This is a genomic window from Priestia sp. FW507-14D1A, from assembly GCF_058781295.1.
In genome coordinates, this window is sequence record NZ_JBYSWQ010000008.1 from 124,495 (window position 1) to 142,268 (window position 17,774).

The 17,774-nt window shown below is 39.2% G+C and carries 14 protein-coding genes; 3 read left to right on the plus strand and 11 right to left on the minus strand.

Annotation, left to right across the window (positions count from 1 at the left end; all coding sequences use genetic code 11):
- Window positions 1-24 precede the first annotated feature (24 nt).
- From gatB to gatC, 3 genes are read right to left on the minus strand one after another with little or no spacing between them, the layout of a single operon-like run.
- Window positions 25-1,455, minus strand: a complete 1,431-nt coding sequence (gatB, locus tag AC3WJG_RS23165) for an Asp-tRNA(Asn)/Glu-tRNA(Gln) amidotransferase subunit GatB (protein WP_013055057.1) — start codon at window positions 1,453-1,455, stop codon at window positions 25-27.
- Between the two features lie 14 nt (window positions 1,456-1,469).
- Window positions 1,470-2,927: an Asp-tRNA(Asn)/Glu-tRNA(Gln) amidotransferase subunit GatA gene (gatA, locus tag AC3WJG_RS23170; RefSeq protein ID WP_013055056.1), complete on the minus strand. Its 1,458-nt coding sequence runs from the start codon at window positions 2,925-2,927 to the stop codon at window positions 1,470-1,472.
- 16 nt (window positions 2,928-2,943) lie between these two features.
- Window positions 2,944-3,234, minus strand: coding sequence for an Asp-tRNA(Asn)/Glu-tRNA(Gln) amidotransferase subunit GatC (gene gatC, locus AC3WJG_RS23175; RefSeq protein WP_013055055.1), 291 nt, complete (start codon window positions 3,232-3,234; stop codon window positions 2,944-2,946).
- A gap of 365 nt (window positions 3,235-3,599) precedes the next feature.
- On the opposite strand from gatC, the gene AC3WJG_RS23180 reads away from it, so the two are divergent.
- Window positions 3,600-4,085 (plus strand): DUF3920 family protein, encoded by a 486-nt coding sequence (locus AC3WJG_RS23180; protein WP_098248761.1) that lies wholly within the window; start codon window positions 3,600-3,602, stop codon window positions 4,083-4,085.
- A 55-nt stretch (window positions 4,086-4,140) separates the two neighbouring features.
- On the opposite strand, the gene AC3WJG_RS23185 is transcribed toward AC3WJG_RS23180, so the two are convergent.
- Genes AC3WJG_RS23185 through pcrB form a run of 4 tightly spaced genes read right to left on the minus strand, consistent with a single transcriptional unit; the run spans window position 4,141 to window position 10,351 of the window.
- Window positions 4,141-5,334 (minus strand): CamS family sex pheromone protein, encoded by a 1,194-nt coding sequence (locus tag AC3WJG_RS23185; protein ID WP_033580828.1) that lies wholly within the window; start codon window positions 5,332-5,334, stop codon window positions 4,141-4,143.
- Window positions 5,335-5,347: 13 nt separating this feature from the next.
- A complete protein-coding gene (ligA, locus tag AC3WJG_RS23190; RefSeq protein WP_098966521.1) occupies window positions 5,348-7,354 on the minus strand; it encodes an NAD-dependent DNA ligase LigA in 2,007 nt (668 codons plus the stop codon).
- Between the two features lie 20 nt (window positions 7,355-7,374).
- Window positions 7,375-9,600, minus strand: coding sequence for a DNA helicase PcrA (gene pcrA / locus AC3WJG_RS23195; protein ID WP_013055051.1), 2,226 nt, complete (start codon window positions 9,598-9,600; stop codon window positions 7,375-7,377).
- Between the two features lie 52 nt (window positions 9,601-9,652).
- Window positions 9,653-10,351, minus strand: coding sequence for a heptaprenylglyceryl phosphate synthase (gene pcrB, locus AC3WJG_RS23200; RefSeq protein WP_016762776.1), 699 nt, complete (start codon window positions 10,349-10,351; stop codon window positions 9,653-9,655).
- A gap of 511 nt (window positions 10,352-10,862) precedes the next feature.
- On the opposite strand from pcrB, the gene AC3WJG_RS23205 reads away from it, so the two are divergent.
- Entirely contained in the window at window positions 10,863-12,245 is a 1,383-nt protein-coding gene (locus AC3WJG_RS23205; protein ID WP_013055049.1) for a glycine--tRNA ligase, read from the plus strand.
- Window positions 12,246-12,282: 37 nt separating this feature from the next.
- Here AC3WJG_RS23205 and AC3WJG_RS23210 read toward each other — a convergent pair whose 3' ends face one another.
- Complete coding sequence (locus AC3WJG_RS23210; RefSeq protein WP_013055048.1) at window positions 12,283-12,588, minus strand: YerC/YecD family TrpR-related protein; 306 nt, start codon at window positions 12,586-12,588, stop codon at window positions 12,283-12,285.
- Between the two features lie 147 nt (window positions 12,589-12,735).
- A complete protein-coding gene (locus AC3WJG_RS23215; RefSeq protein WP_337134552.1) occupies window positions 12,736-14,484 on the minus strand; it encodes an adenine deaminase C-terminal domain-containing protein in 1,749 nt (582 codons plus the stop codon).
- A 102-nt stretch (window positions 14,485-14,586) separates the two neighbouring features.
- Between AC3WJG_RS23215 and AC3WJG_RS23220 the strand changes: the two genes are divergently transcribed.
- Window positions 14,587-14,844: a YgaP family membrane protein gene (locus AC3WJG_RS23220; RefSeq protein WP_016762773.1), complete on the plus strand. Its 258-nt coding sequence runs from the start codon at window positions 14,587-14,589 to the stop codon at window positions 14,842-14,844.
- 30 nt (window positions 14,845-14,874) lie between these two features.
- On the opposite strand, the gene purD is transcribed toward AC3WJG_RS23220, so the two are convergent.
- Both purD and purH read right to left on the minus strand, forming a co-directional pair.
- Window positions 14,875-16,149, minus strand: a complete 1,275-nt coding sequence (gene purD, locus AC3WJG_RS23225) for a phosphoribosylamine--glycine ligase (protein ID WP_102813407.1) — start codon at window positions 16,147-16,149, stop codon at window positions 14,875-14,877.
- A 13-nt stretch (window positions 16,150-16,162) separates the two neighbouring features.
- Window positions 16,163-17,701 carry a bifunctional phosphoribosylaminoimidazolecarboxamide formyltransferase/IMP cyclohydrolase gene (gene purH / locus AC3WJG_RS23230; RefSeq protein WP_013081443.1) on the minus strand — a complete coding sequence of 513 codons (1,539 nt, stop codon included), beginning with the start codon at window positions 17,699-17,701 and terminating at the stop codon, window positions 16,163-16,165.
- Window positions 17,702-17,774: the final 73 nt, after the last annotated feature.

A 17,774-nucleotide genomic window follows, 5' to 3' on the forward strand; every position in this document is an offset into this window, starting at 1 on the left:
CCACCTCACATTTAGTTATCAAATTTAGCGTTTATTAATTTCTTCTAAAAGAATTTTATTAACCATCGGTGGGTTCGCTTGGCCTTTTGAAGCTTTCATAATTTGACCAACTAAGAAGCCAATGGCACGATCCTTACCGTTTTTGAAATCTTCAATAGATTGAGGGTTTGCATCTAATGCATCTGTTACGAATTTGCGTAAAGTTGCATCATCAGAAATTTGTACAAGACCTTTTTCTTTTACAATTTTCTTTGCATCTCCGCCATTTTCAATTAATTCTTTGAATACTTTTTTCGCAATTTTAGACGAAATCGTACCTTCTTGAATTAATTGAATCATACCAGCTAGGCCTTCAGGTGTTAAAGCTACATCTGAAAGTTCTTTTTGGTTTGAGTTTAAGTAAGCAGAAACTTCACCCATTAACCAGTTAGAAGATAGCTTCGCGTCTCCGCCTGCAGCAAGTGTTGCTTCAAAGAAATCAGACATTTCTTTTGTTAGCGTTAATACCATTGCATCATAAGCAGGTAAGCCAAGCTCTTCTACATAGCGCTTTTTACGAGCATCTGGAAGTTCAGGAATCGAAGCACGAACGCGTTCTTTCCACTCTTCGTCGATGTGTAATTCTAATAAATCAGGCTCTGGGAAGTAGCGGTAGTCGTCAGATCCTTCTTTTACACGCATCAGAATTGTTTCACCTGTAGACTCATCAAAACGGCGTGTTTCCTGCTCGATTAAGCCACCAGACAATAACACTTTTTCTTGACGAATTTCTTCGTGTTCAAGACCGCGGCGCACATAGTTAAATGAGTTTAAGTTCTTTAACTCAGCTTTTGTACCGAATTCTTCTTGTCCAACTGGACGTAAAGAAATATTGGCATCACAGCGAAGTGAACCTTCTTCCATTTTACAATCAGATACGCCTGTATATTGAATAATTGATTTTAATTTTTCTAAATAAGCATATGCTTCTTCAGGAGAACGCATATCTGCTTCTGATACAATCTCAATTAGAGGTGTACCTTGACGATTGAAGTCTACTAGTGAATAGCCATCGCCTGTATGCGTTAACTTACCAGCATCTTCTTCTAAATGAAGTCGGTTGATACGAATACGCTTCGTTTCACCTTTAACTTCTACTTCAATCCAGCCGTTCTCGCCAATTGGTTTATCAAATTGAGAGATTTGATAAGCTTTTGGGTTATCCGGATAGAAATAGTTTTTACGATCAAACTTTGTATCTGTTGCGATTTCACAGTTTAGCGCAAGTGCTGCTTTCATTGCAAAATCAACTGCTTCTTTGTTTAACACGGGTAATACGCCAGGATAACCTAAGTCAATTACACTTGTGTTAGCATTTGGAGCCGCACCAAATGCGTTTGGACTTGCTGAGAAAATTTTAGATTTTGTCTTAAGCTCAACGTGTACTTCAAGACCAATAATCGTTTCAAAGTTCATCTTTATCTCACCCCTTACAGTGCTGGTTTCGCTTTATGATGCTCAGTTGCTTGTTCGAATGCATGAGCAACACGATAGATTGTGCTTTCGTCGAAATGCTTACCGATAATTTGTAACCCTAATGGCAATCCATTTGATAAGCCGCAAGGCACAGAAATACCAGGTACTCCAGCAAGGTTTACTGGGATTGTTAAAATATCGTTTGCATACATTGTTAATGGATCGTCTGTTTTCTCACCAATTTTAAATGATGGAGTTGGTGTAGTTGGTCCAATGATAACGTCATAGTTTTCAAATACAGACTCAAAGTCTTGCTTGATTAACGTACGTACTTGCTGTGCTTTTTTGTAGTAAGCATCATAATAACCAGAGCTTAACGCAAATGTTCCAAGCATGATACGGCGTTTTACTTCGTTTCCAAAGCCTTCGCTTCGAGACTGCTTGTACATTTCGATTAAGTTCTCAGCATTATCTGTACGATATCCGTAGCGAACGCCGTCAAAACGAGATAAGTTAGCAGACGCTTCAGAAGAAGATAATAGATAATACGTAGCTAATGCGTATTTAGAGTGTGGAAGCGATACTTCTTCCCAAGTTGCGCCTAGTCCTTCTAACACTTTTAGTGCATCTAAAACAGACTGGCGAGCTTCTTCGCCTACACCTTCGCCTAAGTATTCTTTTGGAACAGCAATTTTAAGACCTTTTACGTCACCTGTTAAAGCAGATACATAATCCGGTACATCAACATTAGCAGAAGTAGAATCCATTGGGTCTACGCCTGAAATTGCTTGAAGTAAGTATGCATTATCTTCAACAGAATTTGTGATTGGTCCGATTTGATCTAAAGAAGATGCAAATGCCACTAATCCGTAACGAGATACGCGACCATACGTTGGTTTTAATCCGACAACACCGCAATAAGCAGCTGGCTGACGAATTGAACCACCTGTATCAGAACCTAAAGAAAACGGAACTTCGCCTGCTGCCACAGCTGCAGCTGAACCACCGCTAGATCCACCTGGTACGTAATCTAAATTCCATGGATTGCGCGTTAACTGAAGACCTGAGTTTTCAGTTGAAGAACCCATTGCGAATTCATCCATATTTAATTTACCGATTGTTACCGCTTCAGCTGCCTGTAATTTTTGAACAACTGTTGCATCATAAATCGGATCAAAGTTTGCTAGAATTTTACTAGAGCAAGTTGTACGTAAATCTTTTGTGACAATATTATCTTTTACACCGATTGGCATACCAAATAATAGGCCAAATTCATCTTTTGTTTGTAATGCTTCATCAAGCTCTTTTGCATAAGCACGAGCATTGTCTTCATTAAGCGCTAAGAACGCACCTACTTTATCATCTACTTCATTAATACGTTTGTATGATTCGTCTACTAAATCTTGTACACGTACTTCTTTCTTGTGTAAAAGGCTATGTAGTTCTGAAAGTTTACGATCGAATAAAGACATCGTAAAGCCTCCTTCCTTATTCTAAAATAGTTGGTACTCGAATGTAGCCATCCTTGTGGTCTGGCGCATTTTTTACTACGTCTTCAATTGGTAAACCTTTAGCTGGCTTATCTTCACGCATTACGTTTTTCATATCCAATACGTGAGAAGTTGGTTTTACATTTGTAGTATCTAACTCATCTAATTGTTCTGCATATGTAATAATAGCATCTAATTGTTTTGTAAATAGTTCTGCTTCGTCATCCGTCACCGCAAGTCTCGCTAAGTTTGCAACGTGTTTTACTTGATCAACAGAAATTCTTGACATGTTCCTTCACCTCCGAATATTCGTCCCACTACAATATACTGATAATACCAAACTTCACTAGCAACAGGCAACATTTCTGAGACTAGTTCCTAAAATATTAAAAACCCCGCCAGACAAGACAGGGCTTACATTTATCACTTCTATTTTATACCAAATCTATTTCATTCAAACAACATTCCATACTTTTCCTTCGTCATAAAATATTTCTCTCTTGCATAGGTATAAAATAACCTTCTTTTTAGAAAAGATAGATAGAAAGAGAAACATGCTTTAGATGAACACACCACTATGTTTTAATTTCACTAGTCTTTGGGAAAGTAAAGAAAACGAATAACTACTTTACCGTAAAAGAGGTGCTATAAAAATTGAATAAAATACTTATACAGTCAGTCATCCACCAGCGCCCTGTGTATCAGCAAAGCGGAAGATGGTTTGTATTAGATGAAGAATTCAAGTGGGATTTGTCCACCTTGCAAAAAGATGTTTTTGCTTGTTTAAATAAAGCCTTTCATATTCCTATCATTTTTTGTGATTCGTGCGAAGCCAATAAAATTGTCTCTGCCCTTGGAGAAGAAGAAACAGAGTACCTGCAGTTTGCATCAGGCGTTTACTGGCGAGAAGTAGGCATTATATTTATTTTTAAATTTGATGACTATCTTCCGCTCATTGAAACGATCTTTCACGAGCTGCGCCACTATATTCAAGATCACATCCCTTATTATCAGAAAGAATTTGAGCTGGATAAAAAGCGCCCGTATGAAGAGCGGACAACCGAACAAGATGCATTTGCATTTGCTGCTTATTATCTTGCTAAGTTTACGAAACAAAATTCTCACGCCATTTCTTCATAGGAGGCAATTTCATAGAATTAAAAACAGACACTGCTTGAGCAGTGTCTGTTTTTGCTTACTCTTCGTAAATATGAACGAACGGCTTGTCTTCATCTGCTTTTCTAACAATGAGAGCTTCCGGTCCGCTTACTGAGTTAATAGAGATACTCGTTTCCATATATGAAGGGAAATGATCAAGCATTAAACCAGCAACGTACTGAGTAAATCCTACAATTTCACCTTTTCCATAAAATTGTACGGGAATATCAATCGTCATTTTTTGAAGCTGTCCATCTTTGTAATACCCTTTCCCTACTACGCTTGTAAAGTTCGGGAAATAGTCTTCGATTTGAGCTTTAAACTCATCAAATTTCATCGCATCATCTCGGTGATCTTTTGTTGCATCTGATGATGGGAATAAATAATATTTCTCGTCTAAATTATCCCAGCTGCCAACGGCCGTATCATTTGAACCTGCATTTCCGACAGCCATAAAGTTACCTGGCGTTAAAGAAGCCTTAGCACTTTGTTTAAATAGCGCTACTCGAATTGGAACGTTTTCTAAGCCCTTGATATTACGCATTCGCTGCACAATTTCATCGGCCATCTTTTTGCCTTGCTCTTCAATATTTTTATCAGTTAGTTGTTTTTCACGAGCATAACCATTTTCTTCCGTATAATAATGAACGGAATTCATCGCCAGGCCAATTGTGACGCCTCCAAGTTTTACCTTGTCATCTCCGTCTTGGATAAGGTAATCTTGCTCAGTAATGTTCGCTAAGTACATTGGACTTGTTTCGTTACGAGTTTTCAAATCGCCTTTTTCTGTATCAATTGGGTTTAACCCAGTGTTTTTAAGCTTCTTTTTCGCCGTATCATCTTTTGCTTTGCTTTGAAGATCTTTAAACTGTTTATCACTCAGCTTACGGCTTAACCATGAGCGAATAGTATCTTTATCAAGATACTGGCCTTCTTGATACACATATTTTTTCGGAGAATAGCTATCTGTCGATAAGCGCATTAAGCCTGTTTCAAATTCTTGCGCATCCAAGCGGTTGTTTAAGTTTGCTGCTACTAAGCCTCTTGCCACTCCCGCTTTAAATGGAAGAATTGTTCGGTAATAATCATCTGAAATACTATACTTCGGAATAACTGCTTTTTCTTTCTTGTTGTTGGTTTGTTGAACAGTCTCTTTATCGTCCGAAAGATTCGGTGCACACGCTGAAGTTACAAGCATGACCGCAAGAGAAAGTAACAATATCTTTTTCAACTACACACACCTCTTATTTATTTAATTCCGTAAGTAGCCTTGCCTCATCCCATACTTCAATTTCAAGCTCGTTAGCTTTTATCAGTTTGGAACCAGCCTCTTCCCCTGCCACAACAAGGTCTGTCTTTTTACTTACGCTTCCTGTGACTTTACCGCCAAGTGCTTCAATTTGTGCTTTTGCCTCATTGCGAGATAGCTGTTCAAGCTTACCTGTTAATACAACGGTTTTACCAGCAAAAACAGAATCTACATTTTCTACACTTACAAGCTTGGGTCCTTTGTATGTAAGGTTTACTCCATACTCTTTTAATTCATGTATAAGTTCTTGAACCTCTTCTTGTGTAAAGTAAGCGACAATAGCATCAGCCATTTTGGCACCAATTTCATTAATTGCCACTAATTCATCATACGTTGCTTTTGTTAACTTGTCTATGGTTTCAAAGTGCTGAGCTAACGTCTTTGCAGCTTTTGCTCCAACATGGCGAATGCCCAAACCAAAAAGCAAACGCTCAAGCGAATTTTCTTTCGATGCTTCGATGGCTGCAATCAAATTATCCGCAGATTTCTCACCCATGCGCTCAAGCTCGATTAACTGCTGTTTTGTCAGCGTATAAATATCCGCTACGTCTTTAATTAACTGTTCGCGAAATAATTGCGATATAACTTTTTCACCAAGTCCATCAATGTTCATCGCATTGCGGGACACGAAATGAATAAGTCCTTCACGAATTTGAGCAGGACAGCTTGGATTAATGCAGCGAAGCGCAACTTCTCCTTCTAAACGCACCAGTTCACTTTCACATTCCGGGCAGTGAGTAGGCATCGTAAACTCTTGCTCTTCTCCCGTTCGCTTCTCTTCAATCACATTCACTACTTCAGGAATAATATCTCCTGCTTTTTTCACTACGACATAATCCCCGATGCGAATGTCTTTTTCACGAATCAAATCTTCATTGTGAAGAGACGCACGCTGTACCGTCGTACCTGCTACTTGAACAGGCTCCAAAATAGCTGTTGGCGTAATGACACCTGTTCGGCCTACCGTCAGCTCAATATTTACAAGCTTGGTTACAACTTCTTCAGCAGGAAACTTATAAGCAATAGCCCAGCGTGGACTCTTGGCCGTTGTTCCAAGCTCAGCCTGCTGATCAAATGAATCTACTTTTACAACAATGCCATCAATATCATAAGATAGTTCTGGACGTTTCGTTTGCCAGCTTTCGATATAAGCAATCACATCATCAATGGTTTCACACGTCTGTCTTTCTTTATTTGTTTTAAAGCCAAGATCATCGAGTAAATTCAAACTTTCGCTATGAGAGTCGATTTCTAATTCTCCTGTATCAGTCATGGCATAGACAAAGATATCTAAATTACGTTTTGCCGCAATTTTAGGATCTAACTGACGCAGTGAGCCAGCAGCTGCGTTACGGGGGTTAGCAAACGGAACTTCATCTCTTTCCATTTTTGCTTCATTAAGTGCTTCGAATGATTTCCTCGGCATAAATGCTTCTCCGCGAACTTCCATTGATAACGGTTCTTTAATTCGCAGTGGAATAGAGCGAATTGTTTTTAAGTTTTCCGTAATATTTTCACCAGTTGTACCGTCTCCGCGCGTAGCTCCCAGCACTAAGTATCCATCTTCATAGCGAAGAGATACAGCAAGGCCGTCAATTTTAAGTTCGCATACATAAGAAAACTCATCTCCAACGGCTTGGCGCACTCGGCGATCAAAATCCCGAAGGTCTTCTTCATTAAATGCATTTCCCAAACTTAGCATAGACGTTTGATGCTGAACCTTCTCAAACGCATCGAGCACTTGGCCGCCGATGCGCTGAGTAGGTGAGTCAGCTGTTTTTAACTCTGGAAATGATTCTTCTATCTCAATTAACTCATTCATTAATTTATCGTATTCTGCATCTGGAACAGATGGCTGATCTAACACATAATATTCATAGCCATATTGATTTAATAAGTCGCGTAATTCTTGAACGCGTGATTTTGCTGTCTCAAACTCCATATTCTAGCTCCTTTTCACGATTACACTTTCGTAACCGGGGCAAATTTAGCAAGCAGTCTTTTTACACCTGTAGGACTAGGAAAAGCAATGTCTAATTCTTTTGAATCTCCTTCTCCTTTTACACTTACAACTGTACCAATTCCCCATTTTTTATGCTCGGCCTTGTCCCCAACGCTCCATCCAATTGATTCACTGCCTGTTGACACAAGCTTCGTTTTTGCCACGGCCGCTTGTCGGCGCGCTGCAAAAGGCGAAGCTGAAGCCCCTGAACGACCAGCAGCAGGTTTGCGCATTGCTTCATTTAAAGATTCCACAAGCTCGCTTGGGATTTCTCCAATGAAGCGCGATTTTGGATTAACGTTTGTTTTACCAAATAGTGTACGCATTTGAGCATTTAATAAATACAATTCTTGTTCAGCACGCGTAATCCCTACGTAGGCTAAGCGTCGCTCTTCTTCCATTTCATTATCTTCGAATAATGATCGGCTATGAGGGAATACGCCTTCTTCCATACCCATTAGGAAAACAACCGGGAACTCTAGACCTTTTGCTGAGTGAAGCGTCATCAGAATCACTTGTTCGTTCTCTTCTTCTTCCTCGTCGTCAAGCTTATCGATGTCAGCAACAAGCGCTAAATCGGTTAAAAATGCTACTAAGCTCTTATCTTCGCTTGCTTCTTCAAACGTTTTTGTAACAGATAAAAACTCATCAATATTCTCTAAGCGACTTTGTGCTTCAATTGTTTTTTCTACTTTAAGCGCTTCACGGTACCCTGTTCTTTCTAATACTTGTTCCACAAGCTCTGTTACAGACATATAGTCTTGCATTTGAGCTAAGTTTGAAATCATTGATTGGAAATCACGAAGTGCCTTTGTTGCTTTACCCGTTAACCCCATCAATTCTACTTCATCAAGCGCTTTGAAAATAGAAATGTCATGAACGTTTCCGTAATTGGCTACTTTATCGACTGAAGTAGCTCCAACTCCGCGTTTTGGAACGTTCACAATACGAGCTAAGCTAATGTCATCATCTTGGTTGGCAATTAAGCGCAAGTACGCAAGCAAATCTTTAATCTCTTTGCGGTCGTAGAACTTAATCCCGCCGACAATTGTATAGTTAATATTGGATTTTAGCAGTACTTCCTCCATTACACGTGACTGTGCATTTGTACGATACAAAATGGCAAAATCGCTATATTTACGTTTGCCGCTGTCTACTGCTTCTTTGATTTTACGTGCTACAAACTGTGCCTCATCATGCTCACTCATTGCTTGGTAATGATAAATCTTCTGGCCTTCATCGTTTTCCGTCCATAAGTTTTTCACTTTACGATTCATATTGTTTGCAATGACGCCGTTTGCCGCAGCCAAAATCGTTTTCGTTGAACGATAATTTTGTTCAAGCAAAATGGTTTTGGCTTTTGGGTAATCTTTTTCAAATGACAAGATATTTGTAATATCAGCCCCGCGCCAGCGGTAAATAGACTGATCTGAATCCCCTACTACGCATACATTTTCAAATCGTGCGGCTAGCAAGCGAACCAGCATATATTGTGCATGGTTTGTATCTTGATACTCGTCCACATGAATATATTGAAACTTGCGCTGATAGTACGTTAACACTTCAGGAACTCGTTTAAATAACTGAATCGTTGTCATAATCAAATCATCAAAATCGAGCGCTTGGTTTTTCTTTAAACGCTTTTCATACTCTTTGTAGACTTTGCTTACAACTTCTTCATACGGTCCCGCTGCTGTTTTATCAAATTCTTCCGCTACTTTCAGTTCATTTTTAGCTGAACTAATGCTTCCTAATAACGAGCGCGGATCGAATTTTTTCGGATCGATGTTTTGATCTTTTAAAATATTTTTAATAACAGACAGCTGATCCGTTGAATCTAAAATGGTAAAGTTACGATTAAAGCCAATACGATCAATATCTCTTCGTAAAATACGCACGCACATCGAGTGGAACGTTGAAATCCAGATATCTTCTGCCACTCCGCCAACGATACTTGCCACACGCTCTCTCATTTCACGAGCTGCTTTGTTCGTGAAGGTAATAGCTAAAATATTCCAAGGTGCAACTTCTTTTTCTGCCATTAAAAACGCAATTCGATGCGTTAATACACGTGTTTTCCCACTTCCTGCACCGGCCATAAGTAATAGTGGTCCGTCTGTTGTTTTAACTGCCTCTTGTTGCTGAGGGTTTAATCCTGTTAATAATTTTTCACTTAAAAAATTCACGTTTTCACCGCCTATATCGAACATATATTCTCTATTCTACTTTATTTATTTTTCACTGTGCAATATTCTTTTTTACTGCTTTTACAGTTTTTAACGCTTCCGATAAATTTGTATAAATAACATTTCCTACAATAACCGTATCGGCTAGCTCTCCCATCTCACTCGCTTGCTCTTTTGTCTCAATACCTCCGCCGTAAAATAACTTCGTCTCATTTAGCGAATTTTTCACTTCTGCCACTAATTCAGGATCTCCATACGTTCCGCTGTATTCTAGATAGAAAACGGGCAAATGAAACATGCGTTCAGCCATACGAGCATACGCTACAACGTCTTCTGCATCCAAATCTGTTTTCGCTTCCGTTAGCGCAGCTACTTTTGCTTCGGGGTTAAGTACGCAGTATCCTTCTACAAAAATTTCATCCCAGTCCATGATCTCTCCGTATTCCTTCATCGCCGCGTGATGTAAATCAACAATCCACTTTGGATCCTTGCTGTTTAAAACGGTCGGAATAAAATAAGAATCAAACCCAGGTGTTACAGAGTCAATTGTTGATACTTCAAGCGCACACGGCACCGTGTAGCGGCGAATACGCATTAACAGCTGCAGTACATTGTCTAGAGTCACTCCATCAGATCCTCCGACAAGAACCGCATCCGTGCCGGATTCGCAAATTTTCTCCAAATCTGCATCTGAAATCTCTTTATTAGGATCTAATTTAAAGACATGTCTCCACTCTTTAATATCATACATATATGTTCCTCCATTTCTTTACACTTAAAAGTTCGCGCTCGTCCATTTGTTCATTATAACAAAACTAAGAGGGTGAAATGAAAGGAAAACCGAACTTTTCATCACGTTTTTTGTTTTCAAAAAATATGTACAAAAGATATGGTTTCACCCTCAAATCCGGAAGAAAACATCACAAAAAAAGCCCATTTTGCACAAGGTTATTGTTTCTCTGCATAGGATATGCTAATATATAGCTACTAAAATTCATATGATATACGCTGAAGGATCAATAGTACTTAAATCCTCTTCACAAAGCGAACTAGGGACGGTGGGAGCCTAGAGAATGGTTTAAGGAAAAGGCAATCTGGAGTATATACAGACGAAGGTGGATACATTTTGTATCAACCAGGGTGGAACCGCGGGAAAAACTCTCGTCCCTGGGCATATTGTTGATATGCCCAGGGACGAGAGTTTTTTTGTACCCGCTCTTTTTGTTTCACTTGAATCACTACCATTTACAGGAGGAATTAGAATGTCAAAAACAATGGATCAAATCGTATCTCACGCTAAACACCGCGGCTTTGTATTTCAAGGATCTGAAATTTACGGCGGTCTTGCAAATACATGGGATTACGGCCCGCTTGGCGTAGAATTAAAAAACAATATTAAAAAAGCATGGTGGAAAAAATTCATTCAAGAATCTCCATACAACGTTGGTTTAGACGCTGCGATTTTAATGAATCCAAAAACATGGGAAGCTTCTGGTCACTTAGGAAACTTTAATGACCCAATGATCGACTGTAAGGATTGTAAAGCCCGTCATCGTGCCGATAAATTAATTGAAGAAAAACTTCAAGAAAAAGGCATTGAAATGATCGTAGACGGCCTTTCATTCGATGCAATGGCTGACTTAATTAAAGAACATGAAATTACATGTCCTGAGTGTGGTTCAGCTAACTTCACTGAAATTCGTCAATTTAACTTAATGTTCAAAACGCACCAAGGTGTTACTGAAACATCAACAAATGAAATTTACCTTCGTCCTGAAACAGCTCAAGGTATTTTCGTAAACTTTAAAAACGTTCAGCGCTCAATGCGTAAAAAGCTTCCGTTCGGTATCGGCCAAGTGGGTAAAAGCTTCCGTAACGAAATTACACCTGGTAACTTCACATTCCGTACTCGTGAATTTGAACAAATGGAACTTGAATTCTTCTGTAAACCAGGCACTGAATTAGAGTGGTTTAACTACTGGAAAGAAACATGTAACAAATGGCTTCTTTCTCTTGGTATGAAAGAAGAAAACGTTCGTCTTCGCGACCATGATGATGATGAACTTTCTCACTACAGTAATGCAACAACAGACTTTGAATACAAGTTCCCATTCGGCTGGGGCGAACTATGGGGCGTAGCTTCTCGTACAGACTATGACTTAAAACAGCACATGGAACACTCTGGAGAAGACTTCCAATATGTTGATCAAGAAACAAACGAACGCTATGTACCTTACTGCATCGAGCCTTCTTTAGGTGCTGACCGTGTAACATTAGCTTATATGATTGATGCATATGAAGAAGAAACGTTAGAAGATGGATCTTCTCGTACAGTTATGCAGCTTCACCCTGCTTTAGCACCATTTAAAGCTGCTGTATTACCACTTTCTAAAAAGCTTTCTAATGAAGCTCGCGCTGTCTTTGAAGATTTAGCAAAATACTTTATGATTGACTATGATGATGCTGGTTCAATCGGTAAACGTTACCGTCGCCATGATGAAATCGGTACGCCGTTCTGTATTACATTCGACTTCGATTCATTAGAAGACAATCAAGTAACAATCCGTAACCGCGACACAATGGAACAAAAACGTGTAGCAATTAGCGACCTTAAAAATATCATTGAAGAAGCAACTCAGTTTTAATTTAAAAATAAGCGTATGGCTGCTTCAGCCATACGCTTTACTTTTGATTTGAATCTTCTTGAAGGCGTTCTAACACCATTTGATACGCATCGCTTCCATAATTCAAGCAGCGTTTAACACGGGAAATAGTCGCTGTGCTTGCTCCAGTTTCCGTCTCAATTTTATGGTACGTGTTGCCTTCTCTCAGCATTCTTGCCACTTCTAAGCGCTGTGCTAATGATTGAATTTCATTAACTGTACATAGGTCATCAAAAAATTGATAGCATTCTTCAATGTTTTCTAATGATAAAATCGCTTGAAATAGCTGATCTAATTCTTTTCCTCGTAGTTTGTTGATTTGCATCGTATCGAACTCCTTTATCATTGGCTTTCTTTACTGGTTGTTTCTATCTATAAAATACAGTTTCTATATTTATTTGCACATACATTCATTCTGTATGAAGACAGCCAATTTCATACAAATTTCAAATTCCTTTGATACTTTTATATTTTAACGCATTATAGACGGAAAAAGTACTTTTTTATTCATAACATCATAAATTCCTACTGGCGTGATACGAATATAAGGCAAATGTGTAGACGAAAAGAACAGCAGTGAATAGACAGGATCATCGTGTTTGTATCCTCGCTCACACAGCACTTTCTTGAGTTCTACCTCTCGTTTACTTAATTCCTCCATCGGCAGATTCGACATGACTCCTTTTAACGGAAGATCCAGTTCGTATACTACTTTCTCATCTTCGGCAATGACAATACCCCCTCCAATTTCTTTCATACGTTTAAATGCACACATCATATCTTTTTTCGATTTTCCAATTAAAATAAAATCACCTGTATTTGAAAATGAACTCGCCAGTCCCGATACATTTGTCGCAAATCCTTTTAACAGGGTATTGATCCGCCACTTGCCTTCTCGGTCCACCAGCACTAAAAAACTTTCATCATGATCAGAGGCTAATACATCTCCGCTCACATTCAAGTGAATTGAATACGGCTCCATAATAACAGCATTTTTCATTTTTACCCCTACTGGCATTGAAAATTGAAAATCGTCCATCGTTAAATCAAAGTCCAACTTTAACGGTGAAAAACCAAACTTTTCCCAAGGAAATTCTGCTGAGGCTAATGCTTGTTCTTTGCCTTCTTTTTTCATCCACTTTCCTTTTGCTAGCACAGAGACTGGAGTAGGCCGCATAGGATCTTCTAAAATATTAATATTAGCCACACAGCCTGTTGCTACATGCCCGTGCAAATGTTCCATGTTATAATAGCGAGCAATATTTACAGACACCATATTATAAGCATCTAACAGGGGAACCCCTTCTGAAATAGCTAATGTAATTAACATATCTGACACGCCATTTTGGTAAAAAGAAGGCGGAGAACCGTCTGTATTCATCGTAATATGGTCAAAATAATCTACCTGCAGCTCTTTTAACTCCTGAAGCAATTTTGGCAAATCCGGCCGAATTGAAGAGTGGCGCAAAGCAACGTCATAACCTTGTGTTAACCGAGCAACAACATCTTCCCCCGTCATAGACTCATGATCGCTGTCTGCTCCGAGCAATTTCATTTTTGCCAAGGTAAATGCTGATGCCCCCGGGAAATGTCCTTCAATGTGCTTTCTCATCCTTTTTGTCTCTTGAACCCAGTGAAGCATTAAATCATCTCCGTCTAAAAGCTTCGGCCAACTTGTCAGTTCGCCTCCTTGTAAGACAGCTTCATTTTGTAGCCAAGAAGTAATGTTCGTGTGTGAGAAGATGTCAGCCTCTTCATCAATTTCCGTCTGGGAATCAAATCTGCACCACCAGTACAGCGATTGTGGTAACGTTTTCATTTCTTCAATCAATGAAAATGCCGTTTTTTGTTCAAGCTGTAAAGCGAGAATTAAATTATCATTAAATAAAGTCGTTGTTCCATGCTTGGCTGCATATTGGGAAAAAGTCTGGGGATTATATAACTGAAACGGGTGAACATGCGGCTCAATATACCCAGGAACCACATATTTATCACTGCAGTCTATAATCTCTGTAGAAGCGTCTGTGTGCTTAGGCATCTCTGAGCCAACGTATACAATACGATCTTGGTAAACCCAAATATGTGCTTTTTTCCACTGCTTCATTCGAGCGTTCAAATATGTTGCATCTTTTAAGACAATAGTTGGTGCTTTTTGACCGTTTAATACTAAGAGCTGCTGTCTAATATGTTTGCTTTTCCAGCGGTATCTTTGTTCCGGCATGCTAAATTCCCCCTAATTTACTATGTATTTTTATCGTAACACATCCGTGATGTAAACGCATTCAGAAACTGTTATTAATTTTATGAATAAAGGTGATAAAACATGAAACCAAATATCGGTATTGTTAACGCATTAATTCGACTTACACTGGGCTTTACCCTTCTTTCTTGGACAACATCTCGTTTATCTCGCAGACCGTACAAAGATTCATACATCTTCTTAGGGTTAATGGGAGCTTTAAAAGTTGCAGAAGGCATCACGCGTTTTTGCCCCCTTACGTACGCATATGATTCATGTCAAAAACATGATGAACATGAACACCATCCAAATGGAAATGAAGAAACCTATAATCCTTCATAAGGTAAAAAGGAGAGCCTGGGCTCTCCTTTTTTATTTTAAAGCTGCTTTTGTTAATGCACGATGACCGATGTCTTTGCGATAGAAAAAGCCTTTTTCTACATCGATATGAGCCATTTGCTTGTATACTTCTTGCTGCGCTTCTTGAAGAGTTGCTCCTTTAGCACCTACTAATAGAACACGGCCGCCGTTTGAAACGTATGTGTCGTTTTCTAAAGCTGTACCAGCGTGGAAAACAAGCGCGTCTTCACTAATCGCATCCAAACCGTTAATTGGCGCACCCTTTTGATAATCTTCTGGGTAGCCTGCTGCTGCTAATACGATTCCGATAGCCGCTTCATCATCCCATTCAATTTCTACTTTTTCTTCTTTCAAAATGCGAAGAAGCACGTCGACTAAATCGCTTTTCATACGCGGCAGTACGACCTGTGTTTCAGGATCTCCAAAACGCGCATTAAATTCAATAACTTTTGGTCCTTTTTGTGTTTGAATCAGACCAGCATATAGAATTCCTGTATACTCACAGCCTTCTTCAGCTAATCCTTTAGCCATTGGAAGTAAGATGTTTTCTACAGCCTCTTGTACTTCTGCATCACTGATTTGCGGAACAGGAGAGTAAGCTCCCATGCCTCCTGTGTTCGGACCTTGATCGCCGTCAAAAGCACGCTTATGATCTTGTGCAATTACCATTGGATATACATTTGTACCGCGTACAAATGCCATTAATGAAAATTCTTCACCATCCAAAAATTCTTCTACAACTACTTTTGCACTTGCTTCTTCAAATTTTTGGTCAACTAGAAAATCACGTAATGTATCTACAGCTTCTTCCACTGTTAAAGCAACAGTTACACCTTTACCAGCCGCTAAGCCGTCTGCTTTAATAACAATTGGAGCGCCTTGCTTTTCCACATATGCTTTTGCTTCCTCGTAAGACGTAAATGTTTCATACGCTGCGGTTGGAATATCATACTTTTTCATGAGCTCTTTTGCAAAGCTTTTGCTTCCTTCAATCATCGCTGCTTGTTTGCGCGGTCCAAAGACTGGAAGACCTTCTTGTTCAAATCGATCAACAATGCCTTCAATTAGCGGATTTTCTGGTCCAACAATTGTTAATCCAATCTTGTTTTCTTTTGCAAATAGCACAAGCTCTTCTTGGCTGCTTTCATCGATTGGTACAATCGTTGCCACATCTCTCATGCCCGGATTTCCTGGTGCTACAAACACTTCGTTAACAAGTGGACTTTTTGAAGCTTTCCATGCAATTGTATGCTCTCTTCCGCCTTTTCCAATAACTAAAACATTCACGTTCTTCACCTCATTAATGTTTAAAATGTCTTACGCCTGTAAATACCATTGCAATGCCGTATTCATCTGCTTTTGCAATTGACTCTTCATCACGAATTGATCCGCCTGGCTGAATAATAGCTGTGATTCCTGCTTTAGCTGCTGCTTCTACTGTATCCCCCATTGGGAAGAACGCATCTGAACCTAAAGCTGAACCTTGTGCTTTTTCACCAGCTTGTTCAATCGCAATTTTTGCAGCGCCTACGCGATTCATTTGACCCGCTCCTACGCCAATTGTCATGTCATCTTTTGCAAGTACAATAGCATTAGACTTAACATTTTTAACAACTTTCCATGCTAATTTTAAATCTGCCCACTCTTTTTCTGTTGGCTCACGTTTCGTTGGAACAGTAATCGTTGCATCATCAAATCCGAATACATCTTCATCCTGAACAAGCACGCCGCCTTTTACAGATGTTAAGAAAGCTTCTTTTTCTGCCTTTTCATCAAGTTCGATCGTTAGTAAACGAAGGTTTTTCTTAGCTGTTAATACATCTAATGCTTCTTGATCGAACGCAGGAGCAATGATGATTTCTAAGAAAATTTCTTTTAACTGAATAGCCGTTTCACGGTCGATAGGACGGTTAGCTGCTACGATACCGCCAAAGATAGATGTAGGATCTGCTTCGTATGCTTTTTGATAAGCTTGAGCAATTGTTTCACCCACACCTACACCGCAAGGATTCATATGTTTGATCGCTACGATAGCCGGCTCTTTGAATTCTTTTACGATTTGAAGAGCTGCATTTGCATCGTTGATATTATTGTATGATAACTCTTTTCCATGGAGCTGCGTAGCTGTTGCAATAGAACCTTTTTGTGTTAACGGCTTTTTATAGAAAGAAGCTTGTTGGTGCGGATTTTCTCCGTATCGTAAGCCTTGAACACGCTCATACGTTACTGTTAATTTCTCAGGAGTTGTTTCACCTGTAATGTTTGTTAAGTATTCAGCGATTAATGCATCATAAGCTGCCGTGTGACGGAATACTTTTGCTGCTAATCGTTGATTAGTTTCAAATGAAACATTGCCATCAGCTTTTAACTCTTCTACTACGGTTGCGTAATCGCTTGGATCTACTACAACTGAGACAGAACGATAGTTTTTCGCAGCTGAACGAAGCATTGTAGGTCCACCGATGTCAATATTCTCAATCGCTTCAGCAAGCGTTACATCCTCTTTTTCAATTGTCTTTTTAAATGGATATAAGTTTACAACTACAAAGTCGATTGGCGAGATATTATGCTCTTTCATTTGTGCTTGATGCTCTTCATTATCGCGTAACGCTAATAAAGCACCGTGAACGTTAGGATGCAATGTTTTTAAACGACCGTCTAAAATTTCTGGAAAATCAGTTACTTCAGAAATTCCGATAACGTCAATGCCGTTTTCTTCTAGCGTACGTTTTGTACCGCCAGTTGAAATAATTTCTACTCCTAAGTCCTTTAATTCTTGTGCAAATGAAACAATACCTTCTTTATCAGATACGCTAATAAGTGCGCGTTTTGCTGTCATTTTGTAAACTCCTCCTGATCCGATCTCTCATTTAAAATCTTTCTTTCACTACTACTCTACCATAGTAAAGGAT

Coding starts and splice junctions, on each gene's coding strand:
- AC3WJG_RS23220 (WP_016762773.1), top strand. CDS start 14,587: ATGAAACCAAATATCGGTATTGTTAACGCATTAATTCGACTTACACTG.
- AC3WJG_RS23210 (WP_013055048.1), bottom strand. CDS start 12,588: ATGCAAATCAACAAACTACGAGGAAAAGAATTAGATCAGCTATTTCAA.
- AC3WJG_RS23205 (WP_013055049.1), top strand. CDS start 10,863: ATGTCAAAAACAATGGATCAAATCGTATCTCACGCTAAACACCGCGGC.
- pcrB (WP_016762776.1), bottom strand. CDS start 10,351: ATGTATGATATTAAAGAGTGGAGACATGTCTTTAAATTAGATCCTAAT.
- ligA (WP_098966521.1), bottom strand. CDS start 7,354: ATGGAGTTTGAGACAGCAAAATCACGCGTTCAAGAATTACGCGACTTA.
- AC3WJG_RS23215 (WP_337134552.1), bottom strand. CDS start 14,484: ATGCCGGAACAAAGATACCGCTGGAAAAGCAAACATATTAGACAGCAG.
- purH (WP_013081443.1), bottom strand. CDS start 17,701: ATGACAGCAAAACGCGCACTTATTAGCGTATCTGATAAAGAAGGTATT.
- gatB (WP_013055057.1), bottom strand. CDS start 1,455: ATGAACTTTGAAACGATTATTGGTCTTGAAGTACACGTTGAGCTTAAG.
- gatC (WP_013055055.1), bottom strand. CDS start 3,234: ATGTCAAGAATTTCTGTTGATCAAGTAAAACACGTTGCAAACTTAGCG.
- gatA (WP_013055056.1), bottom strand. CDS start 2,927: ATGTCTTTATTCGATCGTAAACTTTCAGAACTACATAGCCTTTTACAC.